The sequence below is a fragment of the Fodinibius halophilus genome, from assembly GCF_011059105.1.
Taxonomy (GTDB): Bacteria; Bacteroidota; Rhodothermia; order Balneolales; family Balneolaceae; genus Fodinibius; species Fodinibius halophilus.
On the sequence record NZ_JAALLS010000005.1, the window covers coordinates 37,705 to 54,650 of the forward strand.

The 16,946-nt window shown below is 41.1% G+C and carries 16 protein-coding genes; 4 read left to right on the plus strand and 12 right to left on the minus strand.

From position 1 onward, the window contains the following. Nucleotides 1–17: 17 nt before the first annotated feature. Genes rplI through rpsF form a run of 3 tightly spaced genes read right to left on the minus strand, consistent with a single transcriptional unit; the run spans nt 18 to nt 1,161 of the window. Complete coding sequence (rplI, locus tag G3569_RS05265; protein WP_240894612.1) at nt 18–476, minus strand: 50S ribosomal protein L9; 459 nt, start codon at nt 474–476, stop codon at nt 18–20. A gap of 18 nt (nt 477–494) precedes the next feature. Further along, nucleotides 495–746 carry a 30S ribosomal protein S18 gene (gene rpsR, locus G3569_RS05270; protein WP_138430180.1) on the minus strand — a complete coding sequence of 84 codons (252 nt, stop codon included), beginning with the start codon at nt 744–746 and terminating at the stop codon, nt 495–497. Between the two features lie 31 nt (nt 747–777). Further along, nucleotides 778–1,161 (minus strand): 30S ribosomal protein S6, encoded by a 384-nt coding sequence (gene rpsF, locus G3569_RS05275; protein WP_165266807.1) that lies wholly within the window; start codon nt 1,159–1,161, stop codon nt 778–780. A gap of 484 nt (nt 1,162–1,645) precedes the next feature. Here rpsF and G3569_RS05280 point away from each other — a divergent pair, with 484 nt between their 5' ends. Together G3569_RS05280 and G3569_RS05285 are read left to right on the plus strand one after the other, a co-directional pair. Next, on the plus strand, nt 1,646–2,209 hold the full coding sequence (locus G3569_RS05280; RefSeq protein WP_165266809.1) for an ECF-type sigma factor: 564 nt from the start codon (nt 1,646–1,648) through the stop codon (nt 2,207–2,209). An 18-nt stretch (nt 2,210–2,227) separates the two neighbouring features. Further along, nucleotides 2,228–5,023 carry a serine/threonine-protein kinase gene (locus tag G3569_RS05285; RefSeq protein WP_165266811.1) on the plus strand — a complete coding sequence of 932 codons (2,796 nt, stop codon included), beginning with the start codon at nt 2,228–2,230 and terminating at the stop codon, nt 5,021–5,023. Between the two features lie 46 nt (nt 5,024–5,069). On the opposite strand, the gene G3569_RS05290 is transcribed toward G3569_RS05285, so the two are convergent. The 7 genes from G3569_RS05290 to G3569_RS05320 all read right to left on the minus strand — a co-directional run bounded on the left by G3569_RS05290 (nt 5,070) and on the right by G3569_RS05320 (nt 12,474). Beyond that, nucleotides 5,070–6,518: an NADH-quinone oxidoreductase subunit N gene (locus G3569_RS05290; protein ID WP_165266813.1), complete on the minus strand. Its 1,449-nt coding sequence runs from the start codon at nt 6,516–6,518 to the stop codon at nt 5,070–5,072. 8 nt (nt 6,519–6,526) lie between these two features. Continuing rightward, nucleotides 6,527–6,814, minus strand: a complete 288-nt coding sequence (locus tag G3569_RS05295) for a 4a-hydroxytetrahydrobiopterin dehydratase (protein WP_165266815.1) — start codon at nt 6,812–6,814, stop codon at nt 6,527–6,529. Nucleotides 6,815–6,818: 4 nt separating this feature from the next. Then, entirely contained in the window at nt 6,819–8,426 is a 1,608-nt protein-coding gene (locus G3569_RS05300) for a complex I subunit 4 family protein (RefSeq protein ID WP_165266817.1), read from the minus strand. A gap of 13 nt (nt 8,427–8,439) precedes the next feature. After that, nucleotides 8,440–10,461 carry an NADH-quinone oxidoreductase subunit L gene (gene nuoL / locus G3569_RS05305; RefSeq protein WP_165266818.1) on the minus strand — a complete coding sequence of 674 codons (2,022 nt, stop codon included), beginning with the start codon at nt 10,459–10,461 and terminating at the stop codon, nt 8,440–8,442. A 260-nt stretch (nt 10,462–10,721) separates the two neighbouring features. Then, a complete protein-coding gene (gene nuoK, locus G3569_RS05310; protein WP_165266820.1) occupies nt 10,722–11,024 on the minus strand; it encodes an NADH-quinone oxidoreductase subunit NuoK in 303 nt (100 codons plus the stop codon). After that, nucleotides 11,021–11,539, minus strand: coding sequence for an NADH-quinone oxidoreductase subunit J family protein (locus G3569_RS05315; RefSeq protein WP_165266822.1), 519 nt, complete (start codon nt 11,537–11,539; stop codon nt 11,021–11,023). The genes nuoK and G3569_RS05315 overlap by 4 nt, the downstream gene beginning before the upstream one ends. Before the next feature lie 119 nt (nt 11,540–11,658). Then, nucleotides 11,659–12,474, minus strand: coding sequence for an undecaprenyl-diphosphate phosphatase (locus G3569_RS05320; protein ID WP_165266824.1), 816 nt, complete (start codon nt 12,472–12,474; stop codon nt 11,659–11,661). A gap of 84 nt (nt 12,475–12,558) precedes the next feature. On the opposite strand from G3569_RS05320, the gene G3569_RS05325 reads away from it, so the two are divergent. Next, entirely contained in the window at nt 12,559–13,566 is a 1,008-nt protein-coding gene (locus G3569_RS05325; RefSeq protein WP_165266826.1) for an AAA family ATPase, read from the plus strand. A 165-nt stretch (nt 13,567–13,731) separates the two neighbouring features. Further along, nucleotides 13,732–13,986, plus strand: coding sequence for a hypothetical protein (locus tag G3569_RS05330; RefSeq protein ID WP_165266828.1), 255 nt, complete (start codon nt 13,732–13,734; stop codon nt 13,984–13,986). Between the two features lie 85 nt (nt 13,987–14,071). Here the strand turns inward: G3569_RS05330 and rpsA are convergent, their stop codons facing one another. Together rpsA and cmk are read right to left on the minus strand one after the other, a co-directional pair. Beyond that, on the minus strand, nt 14,072–16,090 hold the full coding sequence (rpsA, locus tag G3569_RS05335) for a 30S ribosomal protein S1 (protein WP_165266830.1): 2,019 nt from the start codon (nt 16,088–16,090) through the stop codon (nt 14,072–14,074). Between the two features lie 79 nt (nt 16,091–16,169). Then, nucleotides 16,170–16,826 carry a (d)CMP kinase gene (cmk, locus tag G3569_RS05340; protein WP_165266832.1) on the minus strand — a complete coding sequence of 219 codons (657 nt, stop codon included), beginning with the start codon at nt 16,824–16,826 and terminating at the stop codon, nt 16,170–16,172. Between the last annotated feature and the right edge of the window lie 120 nt (nt 16,827–16,946).

A 16,946-nucleotide genomic window follows, 5' to 3' on the forward strand; every position in this document is an offset into this window, starting at 1 on the left:
TTGAACGCCGAAGCGTTTTAGTTTTTAACCACCCAAACCTTGATTTGTGCTTTAATCTCACTGATCAAAGTAATAGTGGCGGTGTATTCACCTAACGTTTTGATGTCTTGGTCTAGTTCAATCTTACGTTTATCGATGTTAATATCTCGTTCTTCGAGGGCATCAGCAACATCTTGGTTCGTTACTGAACCGTGAATACGCTCATCTTCTCCTACAGCAACAGGAATAGTTACCGAAGTAGTTTCCAGACGTTCTGCCAGTTCCTGAGCATTCTCAACAGTAACTTCTGCACGACGTTCCGCTTTTTCTTTCATCGTTGCAATCTGCTTGAGTGCACCGTCGGTAGCCATTACGGCTTTACCTTGGGGAATCAAATAGTTTCGGCCGTATCCGGCTTTTACTTCTACGATGTCGCCGGCATCACCGAGCTTATTAACATCTTCTCTTAAAATTAACTTCATGTATTTATTAGCCATGGGAATAGAAAATCTTTGTTATCGAAGGTTATCTGCTACATATGGAATCAAACCGAGAAATCGTGCTCGCTTAATAGCACGCGACAGCTGCCGCTGATATTTAGCGCTGGTACCGGTTACACGGCGGGGAAGAATTTTTCCCTGATCGTTCATAAAACGCTGTAGCAAATCAGTATTTTTATAATCGATATATTCAATGCCCGCTTTTGAAAACTTGCACTCACGGGTTTTTATGTGCCCTTTTTTTGGGTGTGATGGATTCTTAATCATAATAGAAAATTGTTGTATTTATTGAGATGAATTAATCTTCGTCGTTTTCTTCTTCATCTTGCTCTTCGACAAAGACCGGAGGTACTTCATTCTTACGCTGCTGTTCACGATGACGTAACATTTTTGCATCATACTTCAACGTCAAATAACGCATAATATGATCATCAATGCGAAGTGCTCGCTCTAGCTTCTCAATAAGTTCTCCGGGCGCAGTAAAGTAGGCATTTACGTAATAGCCACTGGACTTATTGTCCATTTCAAACTCAAACTTTCGGATTCCCCACTCGTCAACTTCATCAATTTCACCGCCATTATCTCTGATAAACTGGGTGAACTTCTCAACGATGCCTTCATACTCATCGTCTTCTAAAACGGGGCTTATTATATATGTTAGTTCGTAATAGCTTCTACTCATAGGATATGTTTTCCTTTGGTTGTTCCTTAACTGAAACAGCCGACGTGGTGACTTTCACTCGTCAGCAGGCACGCAAAAATAAGCTTTTTTAATACTAATTCCAATCCTTAACTTTATTGTTCACTACCCTAAAGCCAGCGCCGGTATGATAAAGTATTGTATGGCTTTTTTGACTTTAAACTTCATTTCCGGTTTACTTGTTATATTATTACCTAAAGGTATAAACTCGGTTTTATCTTTGATTCGTGAAGTACCTTAATATTGATAATCACATTCAAAGCGTCATAAATAAACCGTTGGCTAACATCATATAGTATTACTTGTGCTCATCTGTACTAGCTGCATTAAAACCGTATTTAACGAGTACAATTGAAACTTATAAAACAGGGTTCTATTCTGGTTTAATAGATATTTAAAATAGAGAACCCTAGTCCACCGATTTTATGGAGCATCAACAGAGAATACCAAACAAAAAACAGTACCAATGCCAGACTCTCGTCAAATCACCCATCTGTTAAACGATATCCGGGAAGGCACTGAAGAAGCATATGAAAAGCTTTTCCCGTTGGTCTACCAAGAACTTAAGCAGTTAGCTTATTCTAATTTACAAGATGAAAGAGATGACATTACCTATACCAAAACTGCTCTTGTCCATGAGGTATATCTTAAACTCGTACAGCAAGGGAGGTTGGAAGTTGCTAATAAGAACCATTTTTTAGCTATAGCTGCCCGTTGTATGCGACAAATACTGGTTGACCATGCCCGAAAGAAACAAGCAGAGAAAAGAGGCAATAATATCAGAGATATTACTTTTATCGATGAATTATTGAAGGTACAACAAGAATCTGATCATATTGTAGAACTGGATAAAAAGCTTAAAGAGCTGGAAAAAATAGATGAACGAATGGCCCGGGTAGTTACTCTTCGTTTTTTTGGGCAAATGACCGTCTACTCTACCGCCAAAGCCTTGGAGGTATCGGAACGAACGGTAAAAAGAGACTGGGCCAAAGCACGCGGATGGTTATATAAAGAGCTAAAATCCGAATAATGAGAAACACCATTATTCATGAATAAACAAGAGTGGAAAGAAGTAAATAAAATTGTTGATACTGCCTTAGATCTGGCTAAAAACAAACGATCTACCTATATCCAAAAGCGCTGCCAGGGCGATCCAGAAATTCAGCAAAAGGTAAATGAGCTTCTGGAATCAATTGATAGATCCGGGGCCGAAGCATTCTTAGAGGAAACCCAAGCCTACCCTAACCATTTAGCGGCAGATTTTTCAAAACAGCATAACAACCGGACCGCATCTTCCCTGGTGGGTACAACCATCGGTAAATACAAAATTATTGAATTAATCGGCCATGGAGGAATGGGGTCCGTTTATTTAACAGAACGGGGTGATGGAGCCTATAACAAAAAAGTTGCTTTAAAACTACTTCAACGTGGCATGGGCACCCCTTCAAATATTGCCCGTTTCCAACGCGAGAGAAATATATTGGCTAACCTTGACCATCCAAACATTGCTCGACTACTTGACGGGGGCGTTACCGATAATGGACTCCCCTACTTAGTGATGGAATATATAGAAGGGGTCCCCCTCCTGGAATATTGCCAAAAACATACGCTCAGTCTGAGCAAACGTCTACAGCTATTTAAAACTGTTTGTGAGGCCGTACAACACGCCCATCAAAATGCAATTATTCATCGCGATTTAAAGCCCGGCAATATTTATGTCACCGGCAATGGAACGGTAAAAGTGCTTGATTTCGGCATTGCTAAACTCTTAAAACCAGCCCCCAAAGAAACACTTTTATTTAAAACTGGCACCCGTGATCATATACTCACGTTGGGATATGCCGCCCCAGAACAGTTTGATGGTAAAACTATTACTACAGCTACTGATACCTACACGCTGGGAATACTGTTCTATGAGTTATTGACAGGTAAACATCCTTTCAATATCAAAGACAAAAACCCATCTAAAATTGAGAATCTTATTCTCAGAGAGCCTCCTGAAAAACCTTCAAAAAAGGTTAAAAAATTAAACAAAAATGAACAGACTGCAATTGCATCACACAGAAATACTAATCCTTTGTCTGTGATTCAGAAACTCAAGGGAGACCTTGATGCCATGGCCATGAAAGCGCTCCGCCAAGAGCCTGAAGATCGATATCTATCTACAGAACAATTGCTTGAGGACCTGGACAGGTATAAACGATCTTTGCCTCTTATTGCCCAGCGTGATACACTGCAATACAGGTTTAAAAAGTTCGTCAAACGAAATCGCCATATTATTATAGCTGCAATTCTAGCTATAGTTACAATAATTGGATTTGGGCTGTACCATATCAATACGATTGAGGAAAAACGCCATATTGCTGAAACCGAAGCCCAAAAAGCGGAAACTGTTAAGGACTTTTTAATACAGATGTTTGATTCAGCAAACCCCAAAGACAATACGTTTGAAGGGAAAAATTTATCTGCTAAAGAGTTACTAGTTAAGGGTAAAAATAGTATTTCGTCGAGATTAAACACACAGCCCAAAATATCAACAGAGGTGTTACTTGCCATTGGTAATGCAATGAGTAACATCGATGCTTTTGAAGAGGCGGAAACAACATTTAGAGAAGCTCTCAAAAAAAGTGCTAGCACAGCACGTTCATTAGAAAATAAGACCCAGGCTCTTGTTAGCCTTGGTAACCTTGAAGCAACACGAACCAACATTGATAAAGCATATCAACTGGCCCTGGATGCAAATAACAATTTGGATAAGATCTCCTCTCCGTCCACGACCTTGAAAGCCTCTGTTTTTAGCTTATTGGGCAGACTGAATGTAGTTAAAGACAATTATGAACAAGCGAATTCGTATTACGAAAAGGCAAAAAACATCTATGTAAATGCGGGTAAAACAAGCAGCGAAGATTATATCCAAATGCTGACCGGCTACGGAAAGTCCCTAATATATGTTTTTGATTTTAAAAAGGCCGAAGAAACCCTACTTAAATCAAATGAGTTATATCTCAAAAAGTATGGAAAGCCCACCATGACTATGGCTGAAAACTATAAATTTTTGGCATGGACCAATCGCGAAATGGGTGATTTTGAAGCTTCAAACCGATATTTCGAAAAATCGATAGAGCTAAAAAAGCAATTGGCCGGGAAAGAAACAATATCTACCGCGCTTTCAATATATCACTTATCCAGAAATTATACCCTGATGGGTAACTATGGGAAATCAAAAGAGCTTGCTAAAAAAGTATTGAGTACTTTTCAACAGATTACTGACCCACCAAATTCTTTTACTTTGCGGGCTAAAAACTACATTGCTATCGCAAATTATAACCAATCTAACCTCGTAGAAGCTCAGAAGTTATTCACTGAGGTTATTGCAAAGTACACAAAACTGAACGGAGAAAACCATATGAGCGTTGCCGGTCCATCTTCTCATTTAGCCGTTGTATATCAAAAGATGAACGACTACCAAAAAGCCATACCACTTCTGGAAAAAAGTATTCGCATTAATGCTGACAATTTGGGTGAAGAAAGTCGGGGTGTTGGTGTAGATATGTTAAAGCTTGCAGTAGTTTATCGAGGGATGGGTAACTATGAAGAAGCACAAAATTATTTCCGGCAGGTAAAATCAATATTTAGTGAAGAAGTCCCCAAAAACCATTATCGAGAGGGGGAGTTTTATTTTCAATATGCTAAACTAAAACGTGATTTGAACCAGTACTCTCAGGCTCAAAAGTATTTTCAGCAAGCATTTGAGGTCTATCGAGACAATTTTGGAAGAGATAATAAATTGACAAAGAAAGTGAGATCTTATATCGCACAATCAGCAGAAGTATCTTTTCAATGAACTAACAAGAGACAGTGAGTGCCTCAGATAGTTAAAGAAGTACAACTTAGCCACCAATCAAGGCCACCCACTCATTGGAATAATATGAAGTAAGCAGATTATGCAGGTCGCCAAATGCAACCCCCAGATACACTGTTAAAGCCGCCAGTACGATGAGTGTAGAACGAAATAGTAAGCCTGACTGTACAAGTGGTACATCTTTGTGGGGCTCGCGGAAATACATATATACCATGGGGCGCAAGTAATAATACACACTTGCTGCACTTGCAAGCACACCAATAATAGCCAGTGCAATATATCCGGCATCAATAGCTGCTGCGAAAACCATATATTTTCCAATAAACCCTACAAATGGTGGAATACCGGCTAAGGAGAATAAAAAGAAAGAGAGTAATACGGCCATTAGTGGTCGCTTAAATCCAAGACCGGCGTAATTATTTACATCAGTGAAATCTAATCCCTGCTGACGCTCATAGTATGCGACGACCCCAAAAGCACCTACGTTCATAATAGTATATGCTAACAGGTAAAAGAGTACAGCACTATAGCCTGCTGTTGTCCCTGCTGCCAGCCCTACCAGCAAATATCCTGCGTGTGCAATACTGGAGTAAGCCAGCATTCTTTTGATGTTATCTTGCACAAGGGCAATTAAATTGCCAAGAACCATCGTTAAAATTGCAATAACTTCTATCAGCTCTCCCCACTCTGCCGTTTCGGCCGGTATCATCTTTGAAAGAATGATCATCAGTGCAATAAATGAGGCCGATTTTGAAGCCGTAGCCATGTAAGCCGTAAGCGTGGTGGGAGTTCCCTGGTAGACATCAGGGGTCCACATATGAAAAGGAACTGCAGATATCTTAAAGAAAAAACCAGTTAACAGTAATGCAGCTCCTGCTACAAACAAAAGATCGGTGCTGGCTGCTTCTGCTATAACGGGAAGTGATAATGAGCCCGTTGCTCCATATAAAAGAGCCATTCCGTAAAGTAGAAAGCCGGTAGAAAAAGCCCCAAGTAGAAAATATTTAAGAGAAGCCTCAGCCCCGGTTTTTCGGTTTTTAAAAATTCCTGCCAACACATAAAGACAAATTGACATCGTCTCGACCCCAATAAAAATCATGATAAGATCATTCGCACTCGCTAATGCAACCATTCCTGTAGTTGCAAAAAGCACCATGGCATACACCTCACCAAAATCGTGATCAATGGCACTAAGGTACTCCCGTGAGATTAACACACAGAAAAGTGCGCCAAACAAAATAACAGCATTCCCGAATGCAGTAACGCCACCGTATGTGATCATTCCGGAAAAAGCGATACCTGCCGGCTCAAACATATCAGTAACTGACAAGACCAATCCGGCCAATAGCGATACTACCGAAAGACCATAAATGGCACCGTGGTCGTCTTTATAAGAGTCAATGACAATTCCGATGAGTCCGGCTACACCAACAATTATACCGGGTAAAAAAGCGTTGATATCGTGTAAGTAATCCATGCAGCTAATTAGTTATACAGTGACTCGATGGTTTTTGCGAGCGTAATATCTTTTCCGGTTACCTTGCCGCCGGCATCGTGTGTGCTCAGCGAGATGTTAACCGTATTATAAACGTTAAAAATTTCTGGGTGATGAACCTGCTCTTCGGCTTCAAAAGCGATCCGATTAATAAATGCTACCGCATCGCGAAAATTATCGAAACTAAATTCTTTGCTGATCTTATCATTTGCATGTTCCCAACCGGGAAGACTCCCCAGTTCATCTGCAATCTTATTATCAGAAAGTGGTTCAGCCATTGTACTATTTATTTTTTGTTTTAGATGCTAATTCATCTGTTACATCATACAATGTTGAAGCCCATTGTGGTAGTTCCTGAGAGTTTGCTGACTGTTTGATAGCCATTCTCTTTTCGTTGGATGATTCAAGCAGTTCCTGCACTTGTGCCTCAGAATACTGGGTGAAATCTACAGGTCTGATACCGATCCAGATCATAAAAACAACTAACGGTACCAATAGACCAATCTCCCGGGCATTTAAATCTACCAGTTTCTCGTGCTTCTCATGCTTAAGCGGGCCAAACATCACACGCTGATACATCCAAAGCATATAAACAGCCGCTAAAATCACTCCCAGTGCGGCAAATACTACAAAAGCGTTTTGCGGTAGCACTTCGGAACTAAAGGTTCCATTTAAGATCAAGAACTCGCCAATAAATCCGTTTAAGCCAGGCAATCCTATAGATGCCAATGTTGCAATCATAAACATGACCGCAAAGACGGGGACTACCTTAGCAATTCCACCATAATCTTTTATCTGGCGTGTATGGGTACGATCATATATCATTCCCACAATAAGGAAGAGGGCACCTGTTGAGAGCCCGTGATTAATCATTTGTATAAGTGCTCCCTGCACTGCGATAGTGTTGAAAGCAAAAAGCCCCAATACTACAAAACCAAGGTGGCTCACAGAGGAATAGGCAACAAGTTTCTTGACATCTTTCTGCACCATAGCCACCAACGCTCCATAAATAATTCCAATAACTGCCAGCGTTGCTAAATAAGGAGCAAATTCAACAAACGCATTCGGGAAAAGCGGCAAACAGATTCTTAATAATCCATATGTACCCATCTTCAACATAATAGCAGCCAGTACTACAGAACCTGCAGTAGGAGCTTCGGTGTGCGCATACGGCAACCAGGTATGGAAGGGAAACAGCGGAACCTTAATACAAAAGGCTAATGAAAATGCTAAGAATAAATATGTTTGTTCAACCAGCCCAATTTGGTAGGTATCCCCGGAGAGGAATCTCCAATCAGTAGAAAATTGATATCCATCAATAAATGACCCTGCATCGTAGCCAACATAGATCAAACCTACGAGCATGATCAAAGAACCAACCAGGGTATAAACAAAGAACTTTATAGTGGCATGGATACGATTCTTTCCACCCCAAATACCGATCAAGAAATACATTGGGATTAGCGAAAGCTCGAAGAACACATAAAATACGATAAGATCGAGCGATGCAAAGACTCCCATCGAGGCCGTCTGCAACAAAAGCAACATGGAATAATAACCGGCCAAGTGCTTTTTAACTGAATCCCAGGAAGATAAAATTACAATGGGTCCCATTAGGGTCGTTAGCATAAAGAGCAGAAGACTCAACCCATCAAGTCCCAACAGGTATTTTATATCCAGTCCTGTTAATACGGGATTACCCTCTGTCAAATATTGCGCAGTAGAGGAATTAGCAATATCAAAATTAAACAGTAACGGCAGGGATAATGCGAATGTCGCCGTTGTGACGATCAGGCTTATCCATTTAGTAGCTTTGTCACTGCGGACAGCCAAAATTGCGGCAATCCCTGCTAGTGGTAAATAAATACAAATATTTAAGAGTAACTCCATTATCAGTTCTTTTTTACAGGATCAACATACTTAGTACAAGAATAACTCCGAGAACAAGTGCCAGCGCATAGGTACTGGTAACACCGGTTTGGATATAGCGGAAGACACTTCCGAAAAGTCGAACAACGCCCCCTACTGTATTTACAATACCGTCAACAACCTTCATGTCAAATTTCGCAAGTCCTTTTTCTGACATACGAACAACAGGATTTACAACTACGCCCTCATAAAATTCATCGAGGTTGTATTTCTCTTTCCAAGTCTGATACAAGGCTCCAAATCGATCGGCAAGCTTGGCATCAGACTCTTCGGTAGCTCCGCTCCCGTACATGCGATAGGCAACAAAAACACCGGCAACAGCGATAGCAATGGAAACAAACATCAGTATCCATTCGGCAGAATGTGAAAGCGTAAGCCCATAATCTGCGGTTACCGTGTACAACCAATTATGCAAAAGATTGATATGCTCCTCTTGGTGGGTAAAGGTTGCCAACAAAAAGTTGGGAACTCCCAAAAATCCGCCAACAACCGACAACCCACCTAACGTCCAGAGTGGAATCGTCATCGTCTTAGGACTCTCGTGCAAATATTTTTCCGCTCCGGCAGCTTCACTAATCTTTTCCGGCAGTTTAAAAGATCCGTTAAAGGTTCCGAAAGTGAGGCGGAACATATAGAAGGCTGTTAAGAATGCGGTCACAATTCCTACGCCCCAAAGGAGCAAGTACAACGAACCGGCGAACTCACCAAAGCCGGCATTGAAAGTAAACGCTAATATTTCATCCTTTGAGAAAAAACCTGCCAGAGGCGGTATCCCTGCAATGGCAATAGTCGCAATTAAAAATGTCTTATAGGTAGATGGCATATATTCTTTAAGCCCACCCATAAAACGCATATCCTGTGGATCAAAATGCACATCCTTACCTTCATCATGTAATCCATGCTCTACATGCTCCATAGCATGAATTACAGATCCGGACCCAAGGAAGAGACAAGCTTTAAAGAAAGCGTGCGTCACAACATGGAACATGGCAGCAGTAAATGCACCGGATCCAAGCGCCAAAAACATATAACCGAGCTGCGAAACGGTTGAATAGGCCAACACCCTTTTAATATCGTTCTGTGTAATCGCAATAGTAGCAGCAACAATTGCTGTTAACGCGCCCACAACAGCGACAATCATCATTAATTCCGGAGATAGCACAAACATTTCGGACATCCGAGAAATCAGGTATATACCTGAAGTTACCATCGTAGCGGCGTGGATAAGAGCAGAAACAGAAGTCGGTCCGGCCATCGCATCAGGCAACCACACAAAAAGTGGTATCTGTGCACTCTTACCGGTCGCTCCAATCAACATCAACAAACCGATCCAGAAAGTATCATCTGCAGGTATAGCCTCGAGGTTTGCAAGTACTACATCGAAATCAAGACTGCCCACATGCTGAAACATCAAGAACATGGCAACAAGAAATGCAAAGTCCCCTACCCTGTTATACCAAAACGCTTTGCTCCCGGCGGCGGAATTTGCCATATCTGTGTACCAGAATCCGATAAGCAGGTATGAACACAAGCCAACGCCTTCCCAACCTAAGAATAGCAGCAGCATATTGTCTGCTAACACGAGATTGAGCATTGCAAAAATAAAGAGGTTCAGGTAAGCAAAGAACTTCCAATATCCTTCATCGTGCCACATATAGCCGATAGAATACAGGTGGATCAAAAACCCAACCCCTGTCACTACCAAGGCCATCATTATAGAAAGCTGGTCCAGCTGATAGGCAATATCTACACTAAAAGACCCAACTTCGATCCAAGTGAAGAGTTCGGCAAAAATAGGTTCTGATCCCTGCCCCATATTTACAAAAAAGTAAACGGCTATGGCAAAAGGAATAAAGACTGCGAGATTTGAAATCGCTCCAATAAGTCCCTTCTTATCGCGAAAAGACTCGGAGTATAGACCCAGCAGGCCATTGATCAGAAATCCCAACAGTGGGAAGAGAATAATAAGCGTAGTAAGCGTAGTTGCAGAATCCATTAACTATGATCTTTCAGATTTGTATCCTCATACAATTTTCGGCCCAAATGTAGCCATTACCCTAAATTTTCCCAAGGGTAAATTCACAAGTGGCAAAGATACAAAAAAGTGAGTGAAGGTAAAGAGTTTTATTACTGTTTAGACCCATTTTAGAAACAGCCATTTTCGCTTCTAAGAAATCTAATTTGATCACTTTCTAAATAAAAAAGGCGGCCTACAACAAGGCCGCCAATAATGAACTAAACTTTCAGGAGTGTATACTACCACCGAAGCAAATTGATCTTGCCAATATCCACCGAAAGGTTATTTCGGAAAATGGCAATAATGATGGCCAATCCTACTACTGCTTCTGCTGCTGCAATCGCCAGTGAGAAGAAAACCAGTATTTGCCCATCAACATTTCCGTAGTGGCTACTAAATGAGATCAGCGATAAGTTTACCGCATTCAACATCAATTCTACGCACATAAATATTACAATGGCGTTTTTTCGAATCAATACACCAACAATTCCAATACAGAACAATAGCGCACTGAGCGCTAAGAACCAATCAATACCAATCATTTATTACCCTCAGTTCTAACTTTATGTTGTGCTATCATTATCGCTCCATTCATAGCAGCGGTCAACAGCATAGCAATTATGTGAAAAGGAAGTATATACTTTGAAAAGAGCACATCCCCTATCGCTTCTACCGTTCCTGCCTGGGCCATTTCCGAAGAAATGGTCGGTAAGGTATCAGAAAAACTGCCAAGGCTGTATAAGATCTGAGCAAACACCCCTACTCCTAATAAGAAAGCTACAAAGTATTTTACGCGTAACTTACTAAAGAGACTTGTTTCCTCATCAACATTCAGGAGCATAATCACAAATAGGAATAACACCATAATAGCACCGGCATAGACCAGTACCTGTATTATTGCCAGAAATTGTGCCTGGAGTAACAAGAAAAGCCCTGCCAGCGACATCATATTTAGTACCAGGAAAAGCGCGCTATTGACGGTATTTTTACTGATTACCATCATCAGCGCAGAAGCAACGGCCAAAACGGCCAGAAAAATGAAGAAATACGTAATCATATTTATCTATTTATTTTGGTGGCTTCAAAGGTAGATAAAATTAAAAACCTCATCAACAAAAAAGCGAATTTGTTTCCATTCTTTATAAGCAACTTACTCTTGGCAAAGGCTAAATAAAATTACCAAAAATAAATAAGGCCACATATGCCAATAATCCAACAATACCAGGCAAACGGATGAATTCCTTTTGTTCGGAGAAGGATAATCAAGTACTTCAATGCAATATATCCTGATACAAAAGAGGTAATAAAACCAACCGCCAGATCCCAAAATGCGGCCATTGGGATACCTAACTCTATCATTGTTTTAACTTCCAAGAGCATGGCCCCGGCAATAACGGGAATAACCATCAAGAAAGAAAAATTTGCTACCTCTTCTCTTTTTATCCCCAAATAAAGCCCCAATGAAATGGTTGAGCCCGACCGGCTGATGCCTGGCAAAATGGCAAAGGCCTGCGCAAGACCAATACCAAAGGCACTGCCGGCACCTAAATTGTTGGGGAACCTTGTTCTAAACTTGGTGGCAAACAATATACCCCCTGTTACCAAGAGCATAATTGAAACCATAAATGGATTAAGAAACACATTCTCAATGGTATCCTTCAGCGTCAAACCCACAATAAGTGCGGGAATCATACTCAGTAAAATAAAGCCACTAAGTTTGATGTTACTGTCAGTAGATAGTTTATTGGAAAAATCAGAGGGATTAATAAGTAATTCCCAAAGCGAGCTCAATATGCTGGTAATCTTTTTGCGATAGTAGATGAGGATACTGCACAGAGTACCAAAGTGCACAACAACCTCAAATGTAATACTTTTACCCAGCTCTCTACCGAGCAAAGCCTTTCCTAATACGAGGTGTCCTGAGCTGCTAATGGGAAGGAATTCTGTTAATCCCTGAATGAGTCCTAATAAAAAAGAATCTATGATTTCCATTTATTACCTTTAGGCGTTTATATTAGAGCGAAAGAAAATAGTTATAACTCATTTGAATTCTAAATTAACAATCGAACTTCTGCTATGGAGAACCCTTCAACATCAGTAGATATGCAAGAACTGGGCGAAAAAATTAAAAAGTCCAGTGCCTTTATTGAAGATATTTACAAGGAATTGGATAAAGTTATCGTCGGACAGCGCTATATGATAGACCGGCTGCTTACTGGTTTACTTTCTGATGGGCACGTACTGCTCGAAGGGGTACCCGGCCTTGCCAAAACCCTAACCGTATCTTCACTGGCAAAAGTAATTAACACTAAATTTCAACGCCTGCAATTTACCCCTGACCTACTTCCTGCAGACCTTATCGGTACACTTATTTACAACCAAAAAGAAGCTGAGTTCACGGTAAAGAAGGGCCCTATTTTTGCGAATATTATTTTAGCGGATGAGATCAACCGATCTCCTGCCAAAGTTCAGAGTGCACTCTTGGAAGCTATGCAGGAGCAACAAGTTACCATTGGAGAAGAAACGTTTAAGCTTGACGATCCTTTTCTGGCACTGGCAACTCAAAACCCGGTTGAGCAAGAAGGTACCTATCCCCTGCCCGAAGCCCAGGTCGATCGTTTTATGATGAAAATCAAGATCGACTACCCCAATGAAAGTGAAGAGCTTGAAATTATGCGCCGGATGGCCAAGACCGGGCAACAAGAAGAGTTAAAACCTGTTATTACGGTTGATAAAGTATTGGAGGCTCGTGAGGTCATTAATGAAATCTATATTGATGAAAAGGTTGAGCAGTATATTATAGATCTTGTTTTTGCAACCCGAAATCCTGAAAAGTATAATCTCGATGACCTATCTGATCTGATTAATTTCGGTGCTTCTCCCCGTGCTTCTATTAACCTAAACCTGGCGGCTCGGGCACACGCTTTTATGGCACATCGTGCTTACGTAACCCCCGAAGATGTGCGAACCATAGCGATGGATGTGCTTCGCCATCGTATCATCCCTACTTTTGAGGCAGAAGCAGAAAATATCACTTCTGAAGATCTTATTGATAAAATTATGTCTTCGGTACAAGTGCCATAGACTCCATTTCAGCTCGATTTTGAAAGCCTGTAAGGTTTATTGCTAATATATATTTGTTGTGTATGTTAGTTTCTAAATAAGCTTTACGGGCTTTTCTATTTTACATTTGAAACTATTCTGATCTCTTTATTACTTAATATCACTTGTTAACTCAATCCACTATTTATGGATATCAATTTTGTCTCTCGAAAAGACATTAACATCTCCAAGAAGAGCTCTTCAAAGTACAGGCCGCTTCTAGAAGCTATCCAACAGCTAGAAGCCGGGGGCAAAGCGATTCAGGTTTCTTATGATGACAAAGCGGAACTTAACTCTATGCGTAATGTTATATACAGCTATAATCGGCAGGAAAACGAAAACGTAAAAACCAGCAAACACCCTGATAAAAAGGTAGTCTTCTTTTTTTTAGAAGATGAATAGTGTCAAGAATCTTTTAATAAAAGAAAAGGCCCGGTGTGGATCCACACCGGGCCTTTTTAATTTTTACCAAAGAGTGTATTCAATACTACTCTTCTTGGTCATCAGCCTCTTCTTCCTTTTCAGCTTCTTCGGCTTCAGCTTGCTCACGGAACTTCCGTGCAGCCTCTTCCTTCTGCTTGTCAACCATCTGCTGCTTAAGATCAGCGAGACCAGACATTTCACCAAGTGTAGGTGTACCTGTTTCGGTTGATTTTTTACTGCTGCTGCTCTCAGGCTTGCTTCGTTCCTTCTTCTCTTTAGGTTCAGAAGTCTCAGCTTTTTCAACGTCTTTCTCACGTTGACTGAGCGTAATGTTTTTGTTGGTTTCATCCAACTCAATTACAAACGCTTCTACACTGTCGCCATCTTCGAAGATTTCAGACGGCTCCCCGTCTTCTTCGGTCTTACTGGCTGGCAAGAAGCCTTCAAGTCCATGAGGCAGAGAAATAAAGGCACCTTTTTCGGTAGTCTTAGAGACTTCACCTTCGACCTTGTTTGTTCCGCCGTACTCTTCAGCGAATGTCTCCCAAGGGTTCTCTTCAATCTGCTTATGACCAAGTGTAATTCGACGATTTTCAAAGTCGATCGCCAGAATAATAACTTCGATCTCTTCATCCTTGTCGATAACCTCGTTTGGATGATTGATTTTCTCAGTCCAGCTCAAGTCAGAGATATGGATGAGTCCGTCAATACCGGGTTCGAGTTCAACAAACACACCGAAGTTGGTGAGGTTGCGAACAGTTCCCGTATGCTTGGATCCAACAGGATATCGCTTGTCGATATCTTCCCAAGGATCTTTTTCGAGCTGTTTAACACCAAGAGAAATTTTCTTCTCCGGTTCATTCACATTCAGTACAACACAGTCGATAATATCATTCTTGCTTACGAGCTGTGATGGGTGCTTAATGTGCTGTGTCCACGACATTTCACTAATGTGGATAAGCCCTTCAACACCTTTCTCAAGCTCAATAAATGCACCATAATCAGCGATAGAAACAACACGACCCTGCACCTGGATATTTTCAGGATACTTAAGGTCAATTTCGTTCCATGGATGTGGCTGCAACTGCTTGAGTCCGAGCGATACTCGCTTAGAATCTTCATCGAAGTCGATAACAGCGACGTTAAGTCGTTGATCCAGAGAAACGATCTCTTCGGGATGTTCAACACGTCCCCACGAAAGATCTGTAATGTGCAAGAGGCCGTCGACACCACCAAGATCGATAAAGACACCGAAATCGGTAATATTTTTGACAATACCTTCGAGTACCTGTCCTTCTTCAATAGTAGAAAGGATCTCTTCGCGCTGCTCTTCGAGATCAGACTCGATAAGTGCACGGTGAGATACAACGACATTTTCTGCCGACATGTTGAGTTTAACAACCTGGAATTCCATGGTTTTGCCCACATAAGCATCAAAGTCTCTTACCGGACGCACATCAATTTGCGATCCGGGTAAGAAGGCATCGATCCCCATAATATCGGCAACCATACCGCCTTTAATACGACGCTTAATATGACCTTCCAGAACTTCGCCCGTTTCAGCAGCACGTTCAATAGTCTCCCAAGCGTGCAAGATATCAGCCTTGCGACGTGAAAGTATAAGTTGTCCTTCCTGATCTTCAACCTTATCAAGGAATACATCAACTTCATCACCCGGTTGAAGGTCTTCAACGACCTCATCAGGAAATTCATTTGCTTGTACAATTCCTTCGGATTTAAATCCGATATCAACAATTACGTAATCTTCATCAACAGAAACGACACGGCCCGTTACAATCTCTTTTTCTTCAATTTCATTGAGCGTGTCTTCATACATATCTGCAAGCTGATGAAATTCTTCATCAGAATAGTCTTCCGATGCAGCCTGCAATTGGTCATAAGTATAGGTTTTTTCACCCTCTTCTACATCGCCGGAGAATGAAGCAATTTCTTCAGCTTCCGGTTCCACACGTACTTCTTCTTCGGTGGTAGGGTCTATTGCAGCTTCTTCAGTAACCTCTTCTTGGGCTACTGTAGCCTGCTCTTCTTCGTTATTTTGTTCTTGTTTGGGTTCGTCTGTCATTATGTGTTTTAGTTAAAATTACCGCATCCCGAATAACTCGGGGTGGGATTAGTGTTCGTATTATAGTTTACATTCGTATTTAATCTTCAATCCGTTGCTTTACTTTCCAACAAATTTCATCGACCTGTTGTTCAAATGTCATAGCCGTGGTATCAATTTCGATGGCATCATCCGCTTTTTTAAGTGGATCAGCTTCACGGCTTGCATCTTTCTGATCACGCTGAGCTATGCTTTCTTTGACTTGCTCAAACGTCAGATCAGGATTTTTGTCTTTGCGTTCATCAAAACGCCGCTGGGCACGTTCATCCAAATCCGCCCACATATAAAATTTCAGTTCTGCGTCAGGAAATACCGCTGTTCCCAAGTCGCGACCTTCTGCGATATATATACCTTCTTTTACCACATCTCGCATGAGATCATTAACAAATGCGCGCACATCAGGCATTGCTGCTACTTCACTTACATTCTCAGCAACAGCTGCTGTTCGAATATCATCGGTGACTGAGCTGCCGTCAATAGCTATATGAAACAGCTGATCACGATAATAAAATGAAATATCTTTCTTTTGTAATAAGCTAAAGAACTTTTCTTCTTCACAGCCAGCCTCTAAATAAACAAGCGTTACCGCTCTGTATAATGCCCCAGAATCTAAATACTCAATACTTAATCTGTTGGCTACGGCCCGTGCTGTAGAACTTTTTCCTGAGCCGGCTGGCCCATCGATCACTATGATCATAATCGAAAGTCTCCTAAATTACCCTTCTTTTATTAAATTTTCAATGATTTCTTGTATAACATTACCAGAAATTTTAACTTTGACGTCTTTCTGATCATGGCGAGGAAGATGATACGAATT

Excerpts from the sequence above, each read along its gene's own strand:
- rplI (WP_240894612.1), bottom strand. The coding sequence starts at position 476 with ATGGCTAATAAATACATGAAGTTAATTTTAAGAGAAGATGTTAATAAG.
- G3569_RS05300 (WP_165266817.1), bottom strand. The coding sequence starts at position 8,426 with ATGGAGTTACTCTTAAATATTTGTATTTATTTACCACTAGCAGGGATT.
- nuoL (WP_165266818.1), bottom strand. The coding sequence starts at position 10,461 with ATGGATTCTGCAACTACGCTTACTACGCTTATTATTCTCTTCCCACTG.
- G3569_RS05280 (WP_165266809.1), top strand. The coding sequence starts at position 1,646 with ATGCCAGACTCTCGTCAAATCACCCATCTGTTAAACGATATCCGGGAA.
- G3569_RS05325 (WP_165266826.1), top strand. The coding sequence starts at position 12,559 with ATGGAGAACCCTTCAACATCAGTAGATATGCAAGAACTGGGCGAAAAA.
- rpsF (WP_165266807.1), bottom strand. The coding sequence starts at position 1,161 with ATGAGTAGAAGCTATTACGAACTAACATATATAATAAGCCCCGTTTTA.
- G3569_RS05295 (WP_165266815.1), bottom strand. The coding sequence starts at position 6,814 with ATGGCTGAACCACTTTCTGATAATAAGATTGCAGATGAACTGGGGAGT.
- G3569_RS05330 (WP_165266828.1), top strand. The coding sequence starts at position 13,732 with ATGGATATCAATTTTGTCTCTCGAAAAGACATTAACATCTCCAAGAAG.
- rpsA (WP_165266830.1), bottom strand. The coding sequence starts at position 16,090 with ATGACAGACGAACCCAAACAAGAACAAAATAACGAAGAAGAGCAGGCT.
- cmk (WP_165266832.1), bottom strand. The coding sequence starts at position 16,826 with ATGATCATAGTGATCGATGGGCCAGCCGGCTCAGGAAAAAGTTCTACA.
- rpsR (WP_138430180.1), bottom strand. The coding sequence starts at position 746 with ATGATTAAGAATCCATCACACCCAAAAAAAGGGCACATAAAAACCCGT.
- G3569_RS05285 (WP_165266811.1), top strand. The coding sequence starts at position 2,228 with ATGAATAAACAAGAGTGGAAAGAAGTAAATAAAATTGTTGATACTGCC.
- nuoK (WP_165266820.1), bottom strand. The coding sequence starts at position 11,024 with ATGATTGGTATTGATTGGTTCTTAGCGCTCAGTGCGCTATTGTTCTGT.
- G3569_RS05320 (WP_165266824.1), bottom strand. The coding sequence starts at position 12,474 with ATGGAAATCATAGATTCTTTTTTATTAGGACTCATTCAGGGATTAACA.
- G3569_RS05290 (WP_165266813.1), bottom strand. The coding sequence starts at position 6,518 with ATGGATTACTTACACGATATCAACGCTTTTTTACCCGGTATAATTGTT.
- G3569_RS05315 (WP_165266822.1), bottom strand. The coding sequence starts at position 11,539 with ATGATTACGTATTTCTTCATTTTTCTGGCCGTTTTGGCCGTTGCTTCT.